14 protein-coding genes are annotated in these 18,252 nt (G+C 46.3%); 2 read left to right on the plus strand and 12 right to left on the minus strand.

The genetic code is table 11. From position 1 onward, the window contains the following. Positions 1–32: 32 nt before the first annotated feature. Genes HMPREF2832_RS08165 through miaA form a run of 7 tightly spaced genes read right to left on the minus strand, consistent with a single transcriptional unit; the run spans position 33 to position 5,590 of the window. Complete coding sequence (locus HMPREF2832_RS08165; RefSeq protein WP_070506447.1) at positions 33–437, minus strand: GNAT family N-acetyltransferase; 405 nt, start codon at positions 435–437, stop codon at positions 33–35. Between the two features lies 1 nt (position 438). Next, positions 439–1,149 carry a class I SAM-dependent methyltransferase gene (locus tag HMPREF2832_RS08170; protein ID WP_070506452.1) on the minus strand — a complete coding sequence of 237 codons (711 nt, stop codon included), beginning with the start codon at positions 1,147–1,149 and terminating at the stop codon, positions 439–441. A 10-nt stretch (positions 1,150–1,159) separates the two neighbouring features. Next, a complete protein-coding gene (locus HMPREF2832_RS08175; RefSeq protein ID WP_070506456.1) occupies positions 1,160–1,915 on the minus strand; it encodes an SDR family NAD(P)-dependent oxidoreductase in 756 nt (251 codons plus the stop codon). A gap of 1 nt (position 1,916) precedes the next feature. Then, on the minus strand, positions 1,917–2,846 hold the full coding sequence (rnz, locus tag HMPREF2832_RS08180; RefSeq protein WP_070506462.1) for a ribonuclease Z: 930 nt from the start codon (positions 2,844–2,846) through the stop codon (positions 1,917–1,919). 3 nt (positions 2,847–2,849) lie between these two features. Further along, a complete protein-coding gene (locus HMPREF2832_RS08185) occupies positions 2,850–3,479 on the minus strand; it encodes a cystathionine beta-lyase (RefSeq protein ID WP_070506466.1) in 630 nt (209 codons plus the stop codon). After that, on the minus strand, positions 3,463–4,710 hold the full coding sequence (hflX, locus tag HMPREF2832_RS08190; RefSeq protein ID WP_031576943.1) for a GTPase HflX: 1,248 nt from the start codon (positions 4,708–4,710) through the stop codon (positions 3,463–3,465). Before hflX ends, HMPREF2832_RS08185 begins: the two co-directional genes overlap by 17 nt. After that, positions 4,703–5,590: a tRNA (adenosine(37)-N6)-dimethylallyltransferase MiaA gene (miaA, locus tag HMPREF2832_RS08195; protein WP_070506471.1), complete on the minus strand. Its 888-nt coding sequence runs from the start codon at positions 5,588–5,590 to the stop codon at positions 4,703–4,705. Before miaA ends, hflX begins: the two co-directional genes overlap by 8 nt. Positions 5,591–5,673: 83 nt before the next feature. On the opposite strand from miaA, the gene HMPREF2832_RS08200 reads away from it, so the two are divergent. Continuing rightward, the gene (locus tag HMPREF2832_RS08200) at positions 5,674–5,844 is read left to right on the plus strand and encodes a DUF3042 family protein (RefSeq protein WP_003002781.1); all 171 of its coding nucleotides are present in this window, start codon (positions 5,674–5,676) and stop codon (positions 5,842–5,844) included. 363 nt (positions 5,845–6,207) lie between these two features. Here the strand turns inward: HMPREF2832_RS08200 and HMPREF2832_RS08205 are convergent, their stop codons facing one another. Genes HMPREF2832_RS08205 through rexB form a run of 3 tightly spaced genes read right to left on the minus strand, consistent with a single transcriptional unit; the run spans position 6,208 to position 13,451 of the window. Further along, positions 6,208–6,525 carry a DUF4298 domain-containing protein gene (locus tag HMPREF2832_RS08205; protein ID WP_070506476.1) on the minus strand — a complete coding sequence of 106 codons (318 nt, stop codon included), beginning with the start codon at positions 6,523–6,525 and terminating at the stop codon, positions 6,208–6,210. A gap of 3 nt (positions 6,526–6,528) precedes the next feature. Beyond that, on the minus strand, positions 6,529–10,188 hold the full coding sequence (gene addA, locus HMPREF2832_RS08210; RefSeq protein ID WP_070506480.1) for a helicase-exonuclease AddAB subunit AddA: 3,660 nt from the start codon (positions 10,186–10,188) through the stop codon (positions 6,529–6,531). After that, positions 10,185–13,451 carry an ATP-dependent nuclease subunit B gene (gene rexB, locus HMPREF2832_RS08215; RefSeq protein WP_070506483.1) on the minus strand — a complete coding sequence of 1,089 codons (3,267 nt, stop codon included), beginning with the start codon at positions 13,449–13,451 and terminating at the stop codon, positions 10,185–10,187. The genes addA and rexB overlap by 4 nt, the downstream gene beginning before the upstream one ends. A 159-nt stretch (positions 13,452–13,610) precedes the next feature. On the opposite strand from rexB, the gene HMPREF2832_RS08220 reads away from it, so the two are divergent. Continuing rightward, positions 13,611–14,093: a glutathione peroxidase gene (locus HMPREF2832_RS08220; protein ID WP_049522945.1), complete on the plus strand. Its 483-nt coding sequence runs from the start codon at positions 13,611–13,613 to the stop codon at positions 14,091–14,093. Positions 14,094–14,416: 323 nt separating this feature from the next. Here HMPREF2832_RS08220 and HMPREF2832_RS08225 read toward each other — a convergent pair whose 3' ends face one another. Both HMPREF2832_RS08225 and HMPREF2832_RS08230 read right to left on the minus strand, forming a co-directional pair. Next, positions 14,417–16,285 carry an ABC transporter ATP-binding protein gene (locus HMPREF2832_RS08225; RefSeq protein WP_070506486.1) on the minus strand — a complete coding sequence of 623 codons (1,869 nt, stop codon included), beginning with the start codon at positions 16,283–16,285 and terminating at the stop codon, positions 14,417–14,419. Further along, positions 16,275–18,020: an ABC transporter ATP-binding protein gene (locus HMPREF2832_RS08230; RefSeq protein ID WP_024054981.1), complete on the minus strand. Its 1,746-nt coding sequence runs from the start codon at positions 18,018–18,020 to the stop codon at positions 16,275–16,277. The genes HMPREF2832_RS08225 and HMPREF2832_RS08230 overlap by 11 nt, the downstream gene beginning before the upstream one ends. Between the last annotated feature and the right edge of the window lie 232 nt (positions 18,021–18,252).

Consider the following 18,252-nt stretch of genomic DNA (forward strand, 5'->3'; position numbering starts at 1 on the left):
CTAACGAATTACCGATTTCTGTCCCACTCTCTTTATTTCATATAAATCATCCCTGTACAAGCTTGCTCTGACAATTCGACAAAGCCCAGGGACTGGTAAAAGGCTAAATTTTTCTCGCTACGCTCAGTGGCAAGGAGCCGTTGATAGACATTGGGGAAGGTCGCTAAAGCCTCTTCTAAGAGTTTCGTGCCAATGCCTTGGCGCTGGTGATCTGGTCGCACCAAGAGGTCCTGTACAAAAATGACAGAATGGCCATCTCCTACTAAGCGAATGTAGGCTACGAGCTCTTCCTTATCATAGACCGCCAACTGCCATAGACTGGCTTTGACAGCTTCTTCCAACATGGTTGGATTGTTAGTATAATTGGTCCAGCCGACTGAGCTGTAGAGTGCGAGTAGGTCTGTCATCGCTGGAATTTCTTTTTTATAATGTAACATCTTAACTCCTTTTTAAGCTATAGTGCTGGAAGAAGGCGATATCTCTGTAAGGGGACTCTTGGCAAACGGCCAGCTCCATTTTGAGCATAGACTCTCGCCAGCCTTCTTGTCCTTTAAAGCGATTGTCCTGCAAGGCATAAAAGACACGAATTCCTTGGTAGTCTTGGACTTCAAGAGCTAGATCTTCAACAGCTAGATCGAGATCATAGGCCTGGGCCAAGCCCATGGAGTGGCTTTCCAAGTCCTGACCTGCTAGGAGACCAAGCGCTTTCTGAGTATCATTTTCAAAGACGACGGTCTGCAGGACGCGTCCAACCTCATTGTGCTTGACGATAGAGAGTAGTCCTCCTGGTTTCAAGAGACGGGTAAATTCTTCAAGAACCAGCTTGCGATCCTCTACATACTCCAGGACATTGTGGCAGAGGATGACCTCAAAGCTGGCATCTTCAAGGCTTGCTAACTGATCTAGACTTCCGACGAATTGTTGGTAGGGATGGTCCTGGGCCCGCAAGGCCACCATTTCTTGATTGGGCTCCACAGCAAGGACATCATTGTCTTGCGCTAGGTGGTTGGCTACAAGGCCGAAACCACTGCCAAAATCAAGCACCCGCTTTCCCTTGACGTCCTGTAATTGGTCAAATAGAATATCATAATAGATCTGTCCCCAGGGTTGCTGGAGGTTCTCTAAATAAGCTTGAATATTTGCGGCCATTTATCTCCTCCTATTTGAAATTAAACATCTTGCTAGCGAGCTTGTCTGAGATGCGTGGAAATAGGGTATAGAGCTTGTGGGTCAGGTTCAAGAGCCAAGGAAGATTAAGTTCGCGTTTTGCTTTTCCAAAGTTTTTAACGATCTTCTTAGCCACAAAATCTGGTTCCAAAATATAGCGATCCACAGCCTTGACATAACTTCCGTCAGGATCTGCCTGGTCAAAGAAGGTAGTCCGGATGGGGCCTGGATTGACTGTCGTCACATGGACACCAAAGGGCATGAGTTCTAGCCGCAGGGCGTTAGAGAAGCCGATGGCTGCAAACTTAGTAGCCGAATAAAGGCTGGATTTAGCGGTTGCAACTAAGCCAGCCATGCTGACGATGTTGACAATGTGCCCCTTGCCTACTGCCTTCATGTGCGCACCAATCAAGCGTGAAAGCTGCATAAGGGCAAAGGTATTGACCTCAAACATCTCCTGTACCTGCTGGTCAGAAATGCGATCAAAGGCCTCAAAGATGCCATAGCCAGCATTATTGACCAAGATATCGATCTGTCCGTAACACTGATAGAGCTCTTCCACTAGCTGTTGGACAGCTGAGGAGTCTGTGATATCAAGCCCGATGCATTCGGTTTGAGGATGACTGGCATAGAGTTTTTCCAGTTTTTCTTGATTTCTGCCTAAGAGAATCAGCCGGTCTTCAGGGAGGAGCTTGACGATTTCCTGTGCCAATCCTCCACTTGCTCCTGTTATGAGAATGGTTCGCATCTTAGATCTCCACTTCTTCCAAATCTTTGACGACATAGACATTTTCAAAAATGCTGGACGCATCCTTGCGCAATTGACTGATGTCTTTTGATAAGAAGCGAGCACTGATGTGGTTCAAAAGAAGGCGTTTCGCTCCAGCTTCACGCGCTACTTCTGCCGCCTGCATATTGGTCGAGTGGCCGTGTTTCTTAGCAATCTTCTCATCTCCCTTGCCATAGGTGGACTCATGGACCAAGACATCCGCATTGACTGCTAGTCGTACACTAGCATTTGTCTTCCGTGTATCTCCTAGGATCGTGATAATCTGACCAGGTCGAGGGGCTGAAATATAGTCGGCTGCAATAATCTTAGTGCCATCTTCCAGGGTGACGTCTTGGCCATTTTTGACTTTCCCAAAGAGCGGTCCAAAAGGAACTCCTGCTGCCTTCAACTTCTCTGCATCCAGTGTTCCTTCGAGGTCCTTCTGCATAATCCGGTAACCTACACAGAAAATGGTGTGGTCCAAAGCTTCCGCATAAACCGTAAATTTATCGGTTTCTAAAATCTTGCCCAGAGAGTTTTCATCGAATTCATGAAAATGGATGCGGTAAGGCAGGCGAGAACCCGATACGCGAAGACTGGTCATGACAAAGGATTTGATGCCAGCTGGACCATAAATATCTAGATCCGTCTGCTCTTCATTAGCCTGGAAAGCCCGGCTAGAGAGGAAACCTGGCAAACCAAAAATATGGTCTCCGTGTAGGTGAGTAATAAAGATTTTGCTAACCTTTCGCGGACGAATGGTCGTTTCTAAAATTTGATTCTGTGTCGCCTCGCCACAATCAAAGAGCCAGACTTCATTGATCTCATCTAGTAATTTGAGCGCTAAGCTCGATACATTACGGGCTTTTGAGGGTTGCCCAGCTCCCGTTCCTAAAAATTGAATGTCCATTGTCTACTTTCTATCTATATAAATCATGGCCGTCCGGTTCTCTGAACGGAAAGAAAGGTTGCCTGGGTAGGCTTGCGCTAGCTCGAGGAGCTCCTCTTGGTTATATCCTGACAGTTTCAATCGTCCATCTTCCAAGGTCATCAAGTCAGTCAGGGCAGAGAGGGCCTCTGTTTTGGTCGCCACTTCTGGGCCGGCCTCTTGCAGACAGATCTTACCATCTTTTTCGAAGACCAAACAATGTGGAAAGATCTCTGCGACTTCAAATAATATGGCAGGAGTGATATCTTCTGCTGGATGTTCAGCAAAGACACAGGCAAACACTTCATTTACGTAAGCCAAGCCATAAGACTTCCCTGATAAGTTGAGGCGGATAAAAGGCTTCCGTTCATCAAAGTTTTGCTGAACTGTGAATAAGTCAAATGCCCGGCTCAGGTCCAAGAAATAATCCATGGCCTCCTTGGGGCTCTTCTTTTGATAGAGCTCAGCAAAATAGGCGTTGATCACACTTGGGGGAGGCGTAATCACACGGAGACGCAATTCCTCAGGGATTGTGCTTAAAAGATTGGTCAGATAGACCCGATCGAGGCTGGTATAGCCTCCATATTTTATTGCCAAATCAACGTAATCCGTCATAAAATTCTTCCAACTTCCACTTATTTTTCTCTGCGATATAACCTTGAATGACTTCGACATCCTCTTCAAATTCGCGCTGGTCAATGATCGCAACTGTTTCTAAATCATGTGTCCGATAAGATTTTGAAAAGGGAACGCGAATGGTAAAGGGAACAAAGAGCTCTCTCAGTTTTTCTAGAAGCAAAGCCTGGAGATCTTCACGGGCTGTCTCAGAGCGCGCTGAAATCAAGCTAAAAGGTGTCTGAGTTGGTGTAAAGTCTGCTACTTTATCTGCTTTGTTGTAAAGCGTCAAGCGAGGGATCTCCAGCATATCCAGGTCCTTCATGATCGAAAGCACGGTCTTTTCATGCTCTTCATGATTGGGGTCAGATGCATCGATGACATGGACCAGGAGGTCTACATTCTTACTTTCTTCCAGGGTCGACTTAAAGCTCGAAACCAACTCTGTTGGTAGATCTTGGATAAAGCCAACCGTATCGGTCAGCGTCACTTGCAGATTGCCTGTTAGATGGATGCTCTTGGTTGTGGCGTCTAAGGTCGCAAAGAGTTCATCGGCTTCATACTGGCTCTTACTGGTCAGCTGATTCATAATGGTCGACTTTCCAGCATTGGTATAGCCGATCAAACCAATCTTAAAGACAGGTGATTCCAAGCGTTTTTCACGAAGGGTTTCCCGGTTCTTTTCAACTGCCTTGAGCTGTCGCTCGATATCGGTGATTTGATTGCGAACGCTCCGGCGGTTCAACTCCAACTGACTTTCCCCTGGACCACGAGAACCAATTCCCCCAGCTTGACGGCTGAGCATGATTCCTTGACCGACAAGGCGTGGCAAAAGGTATTTGAGCTGGGCCAAGTGTACCTGCAACTTGCCTTCATGACTCCTAGCCCGCATGGCAAAGATATCTAAAATCAACTGCATCCGGTCAATGACTTTGACCCCAAGGATTTCTTCTAAGTTGACATTTTGACGGGGGGTCAGGCGGTTATTGACCACCACGGTCGTAATCTCATCTGCTTCGACCATTTGCGCGATTTCTTCTAGTTTTCCTGAGCCGACAAAGGTCTTGGTATCGTATTTCTCCCGCTTTTGTGTATAAGAGCCCCGGACATCTCCACCAGCTGTTTTAGCCAGGCTCGCCAACTCCTCCATAGACATGTCAAAATTGTCCATGCCTTGAAGTTCCACACCGACCAAAAGGATGCGTTCTTGTTTTTTTTCTGTTTCAATCATGCTGTAAAAACTCCTTTACATCTGCAAGAACCTGCTCCTTGAAGTGGGGGGCAGAAATGGCGTAAAATTTTACTTCCATCCGATTTCGAAACCAGGTCAGCTGCCGTTTGGCAAAACGCCGCGTATTGCGCTTGAGGATCTCACTGGCTTCCGCAAGGCTCTGCTCTCCCTTAAAGTAAGGAAAGAGTTCCTTGTAACCAATCCCTTTAGCTGCCTGAACCTCCGGATGGTCATCATAGAGCCAACGGGCTTCATCCAGCAAGCCTTCCTCTAACATGCGATCTACTCGACGATTGATGCGATCATAGATCAAGGACCGTTCATCATCTAGACAGATGAGATAGGGTTCATAATCGGTCTCTTCGTTTGCGAGGTCCTGCCCAAAATGCGCAATTTCCAGAGCTCGCATGGACCGACGGCGATTGATCTGAGGAATCACAAGTCCTTGCTCCGCTACCCTTTGGTACAAGTCCTCGTCCGACAACAAGTCCAATTGAGCACGATAGGCCAGAATCTCTTCATGAGGAACTTCACCACCTAGATGATAACCTTCGAGCAAACTTTGGATGTAAAGGCCTGTCCCACCTGCAATGATAGGAAGCTTACCTCGAGCTGTGATCTCTTCAATCGCAGTCTTGGCTTCTCTTACAAAATCAAAAGCTGAGTAAGACTCGGTCACCTCCCGCACATCAATCAAATGATGGGGTGCCGCAGCTTGCTCTTCTGGCGTCGCCTTGGCTGTTCCAATATCCAGCTTGCGATAGACTTGTTGACTATCGCCACTGATAATTTCACCATTGAAGGCTTGCGCCAAATCGATCGCAAGAGCTGTCTTTCCAACAGCAGTCGGTCCCACAATCACAATTATCTTGGTTTTCATCGTTTTTCCTTGCAAAATTCACGTTTTTTCGTTACCATATATTATAACATAAATATTTAAAGTTCAGAAAAGGAGAAATTCTCATGGCTAAAGGATTTGGTAAAGGTTTTGTTACTGGTGTTGCTGGTACAGTTGCTGCTGTCGCAGGTGCAGTTTACACATTCAAGAAAAAAGTAATCGAACCAGAAGAACAAAAAGCAGCTTTCATCGAAGAAAACCGCAAAAAAGCAGCACGTCGCCGTGTCTCACACTAATCATTCAAAAAGCTCCGGGAAACCGGAGCTTTTTTGTGTGGTTGTTAGTTGCTTTTACATTTTAATAAGTCAGTCGAAATATCCAATGAATTAGTCAAGTAATCCCACAATTCACTATGTCATCATTTACATATTTTTCTTTCCGCAGTGACAAAAGTACCTGAAACAGGATCTGTTTCAGGTACTCGGAATTATTGAGAGTAAAACAGTTCGGGGAACTGTTTTAGCTTGAGCTAAGAATTTCAAGAGCGAAGGGGCTCAATAATTAGCTATGGAACTTCATGGATTGCTGAAATCATCCACTGGATAATTTCACCTAGCGTCCGCCGTCACCTAAGGAAAGATAAAATATAAATAAAGATTTCACCGTTCTTTGATCATCTTCGTTGCGATCTCCAAGAGCTCCACTCCCATCTGAAAATGCTCGTTTAACAAATCATAGACGGCATCTTCGGACAAGACACCACAAGGAAGATCTTCTGGAAAGTCAGCTTGATTGGACAAGTCCAAATCATCAAAATAGGCCTGACTACTATAATAATCGCACAGTTGGATATAGCTTTCTTGATGCTCTCTTAGCTGATCCACTGCTTTTTTGGTTTCTTCCAAAGTCTTGGCATAGTCATTCAAATAACCTTCCATTCTTTGGATCCGTTCGATGTTTTCCTGTGCAATTGCCATGATTTACTCCACTTTCATCACTTCTAGATGGGGGCCACCTAGAAGCACGAGGTATTTTTCTACTTGCTCTTGGCCATAAGAACGACGAAGAGCTTCTGCATAGAGATCGAGCTGATCCCGGTAGCGTTCGACCAATTGACTAGGGACCTTGTAGTGATCCGTCTTGTAATCAAAAAGTAGGATCCGGTCTTCTAGCACCAAATAACCATCCAAGATCCCCCGCACGACAAAGTCCTCACCACTGGCTGGATCTTTCTTCAGCATGGCAAAGGGTGCTTCGCGCCGGACTCGAGAGGCCTCTTTTTGAAGCAAGGTACCCAAAGGGGTCTCATAGAAAGAAAGGATGGCCTCTAGCTTGATGCGGGCTTTGACCGCTGGCTCCGCTTGAACTTGCTCCAAGGCTTGACGCAGTGTACCTAGCGTGATTTCTTCCTCAAGAGGCACGCGCTGCATGAGTTCATGGACAGCACTTCCGACTTGGGCTCCTGTCACGGATTTTTCTTGACCAAAAGTTGGCAGCTCAAAGTCAGGCGTCACACTCTTTGCATCCATGATCTGGACGCCATTGGCATCCATGACCGGCTCGTAGAATTTCTTGATCTGACTAGGAGTACGTACACTTGGTAAATGAATGGCCGGAGCATAGAGCTGATTGAGCCGATCAACATTTTCCAAGATATCCAAGGCCCGACGAATATCCTCTGACTGGCGGACATCCTTGAGCTGATCAAGGCTGGAATCCTTCTCTAGTGGCTCAAGCTGGTCTGGTGTCAGGTCTTCATCTGTCACAAAACGCGTGTCATAGGCCAGGGTATTCTTGGTAAACACATCTTGAATAGCAAAGAGCCAGTCCTGATAAGAGGTCCATTCTTTTCGTTTTTCCGGATCCAGCTTGCCATTGCGACTGGTCCCCCAATCGGTATCACGCAGTTTGTCCTCCCGGCCTTTTCCGACTAGATAGAGCTTGAGCTCAGCCCGTGTCATGGCGACATAAAGAAGACGCATCTGCTCAGAAATTGTAGCCAATTTTGTTTCTTCCACATTGCGTTGGTAGCAAGGCGTTTCGATCTGCAGGCGGATGCTTTCAGGAGCGGCTGGATTTTCGGTCTCAACTGGCAGGTTCGCAATGTATTTAAAGCCAATCCCTTTTTGGCGACTGAGAATGATCGGTCCCGATTGATCCTTGCGGTTAAAAGCCTTGTCCATATTGAGAATAAAGACATACTTGAATTCCAGCCCCTTACTCTTATGGACGGTCATGAGCTGAACGGCATCTTTTGGTGCCGCCAGAGGGATGCTGGCCAAATCGTGTTCATTTTCAATGATCTTATCGATCATAGCAATGAAGCGTGACAAGCCCTTAAAGCTGGCTTTCTCGTAATCATTGGCCCGAAGCGTCAAGGCATAGAGGTTGGCCTGGCGCTGGGCGCCATTTGGAAGGGCGCCAACATAGTCGTAGTAATAGCGATCCTCATAGATTTTCCACAGCAAATCATAAAGCGAAGAGGTCTTGGCAGCAGCCCGCCAATCAGATAAAACCTGGAGGAAGTTCTCGATTTTAGCTAGGAGCTTGGCATCAATCAGATTGGCATGCTCTGCAGTTTTTTCAAGGGCTAACTGGACCTTGTGGTAGAAGGCCACTTGCTTTTGCTCTGGAAGCGTCTGTAAGGAAATCCGTGCCAGCTCATCTTCATCAAAGTCAAACATAGGGGATTTCATGAGAGCAACCAAGGGATAATCATGCAAGGGATTGTTAATGGTCCGCAAGGTATCCAACATGACCATCACTTCCAGCGACTCTAGATAATGCGCCTGTCCGCTATCTGCTACAATCGGAATCTGGTACTGGTCAAAGGCTTCCAGAATCGCGTCATTTCGCGTTCGAGTCGCGGTCAAGAGTGTGATCTCTTTAAAAGGCACTTTTTCCACCCGATGGAGGCGTAAAATTTCTTTGATAACGAGAAGAATTTCTCCCTTGGAAACCGTCTCAAGTCCAGAAGCAGCTTCCTCATCTTCGGCCTTTTCTTCCTGGTCTTGGCTACCATCATAGAGCAAAAATTCTGCCCGATGTTGTGGCAAGGCCATCCGCTGCTTGTCGCTTCCTGCAACTAGATAGTGGGTTTGATTGTAGTCAATCTCTCCTACCTCTTCGTCCATCAAATGGCGAAAGACATCATTGGTCGCATCCAACACTTCCACATGACTCCGGAAGTTTTCCTTGAGGAGGATCAAGCGCCCTTTTGCCCCTTCTTCTTGATAAGCCTTAAATTTATCATTGAAAATCTGTGGATCTGCCTGACGGAAGCGGTAAATGGATTGCTTGATATCCCCCACCATGAAGCGATTGTGGCCATTTGACAGCAAGTCCAACATCCGCTCTTGGGTGTGGTTGGTATCCTGGTACTCATCGACCATGACCTCGTGGTAGCGCTCTTGAAAGGCTTGTCTCACCTCTGGAAATCGCTCTAAAATTTGAATGGCAAAATGACTGATATCCCCAAATTCATAGGCCTTTTCTTGAATTTTTCGCTCCAGATAAGCACGAGCAAAGTCTCTGATAAAGTCCCGCAGCAAAGAGAGCATGGGGCCTTCTTCTTGGTGGAAGGTTTGTTGAAATTCCAACTGATAGAGTTGATTTTCTAAGTCTCTGAGGCGGTTGATATGAAGGTTTTTGTCTTGGTTATAGGCCGTAACTAGCTCTTTCAGCTCTTCCTTACGGGCTCTATTGGTCAAGGCTCCCCCATTTGAAGCCCGGCTAATCGCGACGACTGCCTTTAGGACAGAGGTCAGTTGCGCTTTATTAGGGCGCTCTGTGAGGCTTCCAATCTGATCCAGCACCTCTTGCACGGCTTCCAAATATTTGGCCTTATCAAATGCTTGGCCTTCATTGGACAAATGAAAGGCAAAAAAGTTCTCTGCCTCATAGAGGGCCTGCTGGATGTTCTCCATAAGATCGCCTTCAACCTGGTCAAAATCGGTCTCCTCATAGCCTTTTAGAAAATGCTCTTCCAGCCATTTCTCCAGATCACTGGTCGACTGAAGAAAGTCATAGATCTGGTAGACCTGTTCTTTAAACAAGGTCAAATTTTTGCGCTGGCCGGTGAAATTCTTGACCATCTGCACAAAGGCTTCTTGGTTTTCTCCCTGGTAATAGCGGTCAAAAACAGCTTGAAAGACTTCATTTTGTAAGAGGCGTTGCTCACTAGCATTTTGTAAAATGCGAAACTGAGGTGCCAACCCAAGCAAATAGCCATAGCGCGTTAGGACCTTTTGGGTAAAAGAGTCCATGGTTCCGATATCGCTGGTGGCGACATCTGCGATTTGACGGGCCAGGTGTTGCTTGAGTTCTGGGTCATCGCTGTCTTGCAGGGCTTTTCCAAGTTCACTTTCCAGACGCTCCTTGAGCTCTCCTGCTGCCTTGACCGTAAAGGTCGAGATAAAGAGCTCCTTAATCGAAATACCTCGCTGGATCTGATCCAAAATCCTTTGCACCATGACAAAGGTCTTCCCTGATCCAGCAGAGGCCGACACCAGGATATTGGTCCCCGAACTATAGATGGCATCGATCTGTTCTGGCGTCCGCTTTTGCTCTTTGGTAGAAGCTGCCTCTTGGACCTGGAGGGCCTTGATTTCTTCTCTTGTCAAAAATGCTTGTTTGATCATTTGTTCAAGACCTCCTTCATCTTCTCGATCCAAGCGGCTTTCACCTTTTCACCGCGTATTCCTTTTTGGTCTAGTTTGGTCAAGAACCGTGCCTGACCTAGGTGACGATCCGCTTCAAATCCTGTGATGGATTTAAACTGCTCCACGAATGGTGCGATATTGCGCCCATTTTCACTATAGGGATTGATGGCAAATTGCCCCTTGAGGATCCCTTCTGCTGCTGTTTTATAGAGATAAGCGTTGTACAAGAGGAGCAGGTCCAGCTCTTCCTTACTCAACATCATAGCCTTGTTCTTATCATAGGCCTCGCCCAGGTAAGGCGCCTGATCTGCCATAAAGAGCCCCTTGTACTGTTGACTTTTCATAGTTTGGTTGATGGCGTCCTCTACTGTCTTGGCCTTTTTCAGATCCACTAGGGGATCTCCCATTTCCAAATACATGGCTCCGAAAATCCCCTGCTCCTCTTGGTATTCCTTCAGATCCTGAATGGCAGAAAGATAGGTTGGCAATTGAGAATTCAGGCCATTAAAGAACTTGTCATAGTGGAATTGCGTCAGACTGGACTTATAGTCCACGACTCCGAGGGCTCCGTGATCCCTCAATTGATCAATGCGATCCACCTTGCCTCGTAGCTGCAGGAGACGGCCATCGGACAATGGATAAGAGGTGTGGGTACTTCCACCAAAGAGGGTCTCCTCACCGATGGTCTCGATGCCATTTTGCTGGGCGAGGACACGCCCCGTTGTTTTCGCAGTATCAAGAAGCAAGTTGCGAATAAACTCGGTCTCTCCACTTTCTGTATACAATTGCTGAAACTCTGCTTCTTGGCTGGTTTCTCGAATCGCCTCATTTAAACGCCGATCAAACGCTTGATCGGAACTATCTTTTAAGACTCGTTCAAAGATCCGGTGCAAGAAATTCCCATGACTACGAGCGTCTGGCCGGATGGTTTCATCCTCTTGTAAGCCCAAGACATAGCGCAGATAAAAGGCATACTGGTGCTTGTAGTATTCATTCAAGGCAGAAGCGGATAAGGTCAAGTCTTTGCCCTCTGGATAGAGCGCTTGAAGCGTATCCGACTGAAGCTGACGGCTCTTTAATTCCGTTGAAATCTGAGGAATCTGGATACCTTCAGCGGCTAATTTCTTGCGCAAGACCCGTACCGCCACACCCCAAAAGCTGGCTTCTTCAGGAGACAACTCACTCGTAATTTCTTCTTGATGAAATTCGATCACGCGCGCTAGGAGGGCTCGGTAGGTCCCGATATCATCACTCGAGGCTTGGGCTTGTTTGGTCGTCCACTCGATGGCAATAGGTTCCTTGGTCAATTCGACAAGGTAAGGAGAGACACTATCTTCCATTTCATTAACCAAGCTAGGGGCCGATAGAACCAGTTGGTTGGTCGCCGCATTGAGGAGCGAAACTGCCACAAAGCGATTTTTCTTGAGATTTTCGCTGGTCACCACCTGGAGCTCTGCTCCTTCTTGGGTAGCCTCATTCAACTGCTGGCGCTCTTCTTCACTGAGTAGAGAGGTGTTCTGAGCAATCTTTGGAAAACGCTCCTGGGTCAGCCCGATCGCGTAGACATAAGGCGCTGTCAAGGGTTCAATCAAGTCATAGGACTGAACCGTCACCACATCGACCGTAGCAGGAACTGTCCGGTATTGAGACAATTGCATCCCCGATAAGAGGAGAGCTAGAAAGTCATCCACTGTCAGCTCTTGGTCCTCAAAGACCAGGTTCAACTCCTCTAAGACGTGGAGGAAGGCCTTCCAGACCTGGTCATAGCGCTCCTGCTCCTCCAAGGCTAGATCCTTGATCAAAGCTTGTAGATTCTGAGAAAGCTGGGCCTCTTGCAGAAACTCTGTAAAGGTGGTTAAGAGTTGGGTCACCTTTTGTTTGCGCTGTGAAAAGAAAGGGACTAGAGGTTCTACGACGCGTTCTCGGAGAGTATTAAGCTTTTCCAAATTAAACTTGCCCTGACGATTGCTAGTAAAAGGCTTGTGAAATTTTGTAGCGCCCTTTACTTCCGCAAAACGAAGGTATTGCTCAAAAGCATCGACTTCTTCTTGCGTCAGATCACTATACAGACCCGTTTTTAACAAGTTGATGACGTCTTCTGTCTGGTAATTGAACTGCTTGATCCGACCTAATGATTCAATGACCTGAATCAAGGGATGGTGGACCATGGCTTCACTTCGTCCCAAATAAAAGGGGATCTGATACTGGTCAAAAATGGTCTTGAGTTGCAGTTGATAAGCTTCTACATCGCCTAGCAAGACCCGAATATCCCGATAGCGTGCCCCATCATGAAGACGCTGACGGATGGATTTAGCGACATATTCCAACTCTTCTTTTTGTGTATTAGTTTGCCAGAGTTGGACCGCTGTTCGATCTTGGTCCTCCAGCTCATTTTCCACTTGTGAAAAATCGTAGCGCACTTCTAGCATGCGGGTAATGCGACTAAAGGAGTCTTCAATCGCTTGCCCACAATACTGAGGCTGTACCTCAAAAGTCTTAGCCAGCTGGAGGAGAAAGTCAACACTGGCCTGGTAAAGATTGCCCTCTCTAAAGCTTGCTCGATAGGCTTTTTCACTGGCATAGACTCCGATGACAATCTCCACTCCTTTTCGGTGAAGGAGACCAATCAAGGCCTCTTCTTCTGCAGAAAAACGCGTGAAGCCATCGACGACAATCGCCACATCCTGTAATTGCTCTTCCAAGTGCCCTTTTTCGACCTGATTGAGGAAAAAGGCCATTTTGGACTGGGATTCATACTGGTGCTGGACCAGCATCTCAGAGACAGCTTCAAAAATCGCCAAGAGGTCCTCTCTTTTTTCAGCTTCCTCGAGCAACTCTAAATCGGTAAAATCCATCTGGGCTGTCTGCAATTCATGATAGAGCTGGACCAGTTGCTGGATAAACTGAGGATCCTTGCGCAGGGCCCCGTAAACTTTAAGATCCTGCTCCTTCATCTGGGAAAGAGCTTTAAAAAATAGCATGCCTAGACCGATGTCATCTAAGGGTTGCTCCTCAAATACCTGGTTCAGGATGAAATAACGGGCCATTTGGGCAAAGCGCGTTACGGTAATAGCAAAAGAAGCCTGACCTTCTAAATAGGACAAGACCTTGGCTTCTTTTTCAAAGGAAAGAGAGTTGGGCGCAATGTAAAACACACGCTTGCCCTGTTCTACTAACCCTACGGCTTCTTGTGTCAGGACCTGGGTCAAGGGGGTCCGAACATCCGTATAGAGTAATTTCATCCGATCCGTTCTCCTTTTGGCATTTTCTTGAGAGCTTGTTATCTTCTTATTATATCATTTTCACAGGAGGGACTAAAGCAAGAAGTCATGCTCCTCTAGGCCCAATATTAGGAGATTTGTGCTACAATAAAAGCTGAAGAGACAGAAAGGATACCACCTATGACCAGCATTTATGATTTTTCTTTAGAAAACCAGAATGGGGAGGAGATTCCCCTTTCTCACTACCAAGGTAAGGTCCTCATCGTAGTCAATACAGCAACAGGCTGTGGCTTGACCCCGCAATACCAAGGACTGCAAGATCTCTACCAGCGCTACCAGGAAAAAGGGCTTGAAATCCTGGACATCCCCTGCAACCAATTCATGGGGCAGGCGCCAGGAACTGCTGAAGAAATCAATAGCTTCTGCAGCCTCAACTACCAGACCACCTTCCCACGATTCGCCAAAGCCAAGGTCAATGGTAAAGAAGCCCTTCCTCTTTATGACTGGCTCAAAAGCCAAGCAGCTGGGCCACTGGGCAAACGCATCGAATGGAACTTCGCAAAATTTGTCATCGATCGACAAGGCCAAGTCGCCCAACGCTTCTCCTCCAAAACAGAACCAGCTGCCATGGAAGACTTGATCCAAGAATTACTTGAGAAATAAGCAAAAGCCTGAGCGTGAACTCAAGCTTTCTGATGAATGAATATTTATTTTCGAGACTTTCCGCTGTGAGAAAAGTGCCTGAAACAATACAGTTTCAGGCACTCAGGAATTTTGAGAGTAAAACAGTTTGGGAAACTGTTTTAGCCTGAGCCCAGAAATTAAAGAGCGAAGGGGCTCAATAATTAGTCATGGAACTTCCTGGATTGCTGAAATCATCCACTGGATAATTTCACTTAACGTCCGTACTCACCTAAGGAAAGTTTCTAAGAAGTCATTATCCATAAGCCAAAAAAGCCTGAGCCAACGCTCAAGCTTTTTTATTATTAATCAATTTCAAGTCCACCGGTGTACAGGCGGTAATAGGTGCCACGTTCTGCCATCAAGGAAGCATGGTTGCCTCGCTCGATAATACGTCCGTGGTCCATTACCATAATCACATCGGAATTGACGATAGTCGATAGACGGTGGGCGATAACAAAGACAGTCCGACCTTCCATCAAGCGGTCCATCCCTTCTTGCACCATCTTCTCTGTCCGTGAGTCAATGGAAGACGTCGCTTCGTCCAGAATCAAGACAGGCGCATTGGCAAGGGCTGCACGGGCAATGGCGATCAATTGTCGTTGACCATTTGATAGACCAGCCCCATCATCCGTCAAGGCTGTCTCATAGCCCTGATCCAAGTGCTTGACAAAGGAATCCACATTGGCAATCCGAGCTGCTTCAAGGATTTCTTCCCGTGTTGCATCAGCACGGCCATAAGCGATGTTTTCCGCAATCGTACCAGTAAATAAGTGGGTATCTTGAAGAACGATTCCGAGGGAACGACGCAGAGAATCTTTCTCAATCAATTTAATATCGATCCCATCATAAGTGATCATTCCTGACTGGATGTCATAGAAGCGGTTGATCAAGTTGGTGATAGTTGTCTTTCCTGCACCAGTCGCTCCGACAAAGGCCACTTTTTGACCCTTATCCGCGTACAAGTTGATGCCATGAAGGATTTGTTTCTTCCCATCATAAGAGAAATCAACATCATCAAAGACCACATTTCCGACCATCTTGACAAGCTGGTAATCCCCATTTGGACGTGGGTGTTTCCAAGCCCATTTATTGGTTTTCTGATCGGTTTCGACCATTTCTCCATCGACCAGTTCATAATTGACCAGCGTCACTTTTCCTTGGTCGACTTCTTCTTCTTCGTCCAAGAGATCAAAGACACGATCTCCACCAGCCAAGGCCATGAGGACAAAGTTCAATTGTTGAGAGACCTGGGCAATCGGACCTGTGAAGGAACGGTTCAATTGCAGAAAGGCCATAAGACCACCAATGGTTAAACCACCGACGCCGTTTAGCGCAAAGAGGCCCCCGATCAAGGCTGTTAGAACAAAGGAAACATTTCCCAAGTTCCCAAGAATGGGCATGAGGACATTGGCATAGCGGTTAGCCTGGTAGGAAGACTCAAAGAGTTGGTCATTGATCCGGTCAAAATCCTCAATGCTTTCTCTTTCATGCACAAAGGCCTTGACCACTTTTTGACCAGACATCATTTCTTCAATAAAGCCGTTCTCAATCCCCAAGTTCTTTTGTTGGGCGCCAAAGTAACGACCTGACTTTCCAGAAACATCCTTGATGATAAAGACCATGACAAGAACCATGACAAGAACAATCAAGAACAAGAGAGGACTAACCGTCAGCATGGTAATCGTTACCCCAAGGATGGTAATCGCTGAGGATAAGAGTTGAGGAATGGATTGTTCAATTGCTTGGCGAAGAGCATCAATATCATTGGTATAGATAGACATGATGTCCCCATGTTGGTGGGTATCAAAGTAACGTACCGGCAGTTTTTGCATGCGGGCAAACAACTGATTTCGAAGACTTCTAAGTGAGTCTTGTGAAACGGTCGCCATAATCAAGGTAAAGCCATAGTTAGCAAGTACCCCGATCAAACAGATCAAACCAACTCGTGTTAAGAAGGACAAGAGCGGTCCGAAATCATGGCTGTTGCTTGTCAGCATGGGCTCCACATAGACGTCGACCAAGGACTGAATCGAAGCTGTCACATTGACCGTCGCAAGAGACGATAGAATGATTAAGATAAAGGAAACAATCAAGGATACCTTGTAGTTTTTCCAAAGGAAGTCGAGCAGGCGAAGGATAGAGCCTAGATTTGCTTTTTTCTTAGTTTTCATCTGCTTCTCCTTTCCCTTGTGTTTGCATTTCATATACTTCTTGGTAGATGGCATTGGTCGCAAGCAATTCCTCGTGACGACCGATCGCATCGATTTGGCCATCATTCATCACGATAATGCGATCTGCATCTTGAATAGAAGAAATCCGTTGACCAATGATGATTTTGGTAGTCTCTTTCAAGCTGGTTGCCAATCCTTGACGGATCAAACTATCCGTCTTGGTATCGACCGCCGAAGTCGAATCATCCAAGATCAAGATCTTCGGATTCATGAGAAGGGCACGCGCGATACAGAGACGCTGGCGTTGACCACCAGAGACGTTGGATCCCCCACGCTCAATCATGGTGTCATAACCCTCTTTGAAATCTTGAATAAATTCATCGGCTTGGGCAATCTTACAAGCTGCGATGATCTCTTCATCTGTCGCATCCTTATTTCCCCAGCGCATATTTTCTTTAATCGTACCAGAGAAAAGGACATTGGTCTGAAGAACCATGGCCACTTGCTTACGAAGGGAATCCAGATCGTATTCTTTGACATCGTGGCCCGCTACTGTCACCCGACCAGACTCGACATCATAGAGACGAGGAATCAACTGAACCAAGCTTGATTTCCCTGATCCTGTCCCTCCCAAGATCCCAATCACTTCCCCTGAACGAATGGAAAGATTAATCCCTTGTAAGACATGGGTCTTGTCGCCATTTTCATCGGTATAAGCAAAGGTCACATCCTCAAAGTTGATGGATCCATCAGCGACTTCTTTGATCCCATTTTCTGGAGAGTCAATCGTCGTTTTGGTCGTCAAGACTTCATTGATCCGCTCGACAGAGGCCATAGAAATCGACAACATGACAAAGATCATCATAAACATCATGAGCGACATGAGAATGGTCATGGTGTAGCTAAACATAGAGGTCAAATTCCCAGTAGAGAGTTGACCACCAACGATCAGATGAGCCCCGATCCAAGAGATCAAAAGGAAAGAAGCATACATGGAAAGCATCATAGCTGGGCTACTCAAGACAACGACACGGATAGCCTTCATAAACATGTTGTAAATCAAACGTGAAGCCTTCTTGAATTTAACGGTTTCATCTGCTTCCTTAACGTAGGACTTGACCACCCGCATATTGGTGATGTTTTCTTGAATGCTGTTGTTGAGATTATCATAAGCTTCAAATACTTCTGTGAAGAGCGGATACACAATCTTCATGATGATGCTTAAGACAGCTGCCAAAAAGATGGTCACATAGACAAAGATCATGGCCATTTCCGGATTGATCAAGAAACAAGCCACAATGGCAAAGATCAAATTGAGCGGTGCCCTTACACAGATCCGGATCACCATTTGATAGGCATTTTGCACATTGGTCACGTCCGTCATCATCCGAGTGACTAACCCACCTGATGAGAACTGATCAATATTCTCAAATGAGAAGGTTTGAACCTTTTTGAAAATGGCCCGACGAAGGTTTTTGGCAAAACCAGCCGATGCATAGGCGCCATAACGGGCAGACTGCATCCCACAAAAGAGGGAGAGAAAGGCACAGACCAGCATGAGCCCACCGTAAAACAAAATATTGTTCATGTTTCTTTGTTGAACACCTTGGTCCAAAAGACTCGCCATGACAAAGGGAATCGAAATCTCAAACATGACTTCAAAGACCATGAACAAGGAAGCCAAAATCGAGGGCTTCTTGAATTCTTTGATCTCGGAAATTAAGGATCGAATCATTATTACCTCCAATGTTATTCATACTTTTTCCTGCGGTAGAAGCAAAGCTTCTTTCCATCGAAAATAGGTCAAAACACACAAAATTCCCTGAGGGAAAGACCCTAGGGATTACGCGTTTTTTATAGTTTTCATTGTAACCTAAATTGCAAAAAAATGCAAGATTTTTAGACAGCATCCGTTTTTCTGTTGATCTAGTACAAAAGAGGCTGGGACAAAAGTCCTAGCCTCTCAA

This window comes from Streptococcus sp. HMSC073D05 (assembly GCF_001812015.1).
In the GTDB taxonomy this organism is placed as follows: Bacteria; Bacillota; Bacilli; order Lactobacillales; family Streptococcaceae; genus Streptococcus; species Streptococcus parasanguinis_D.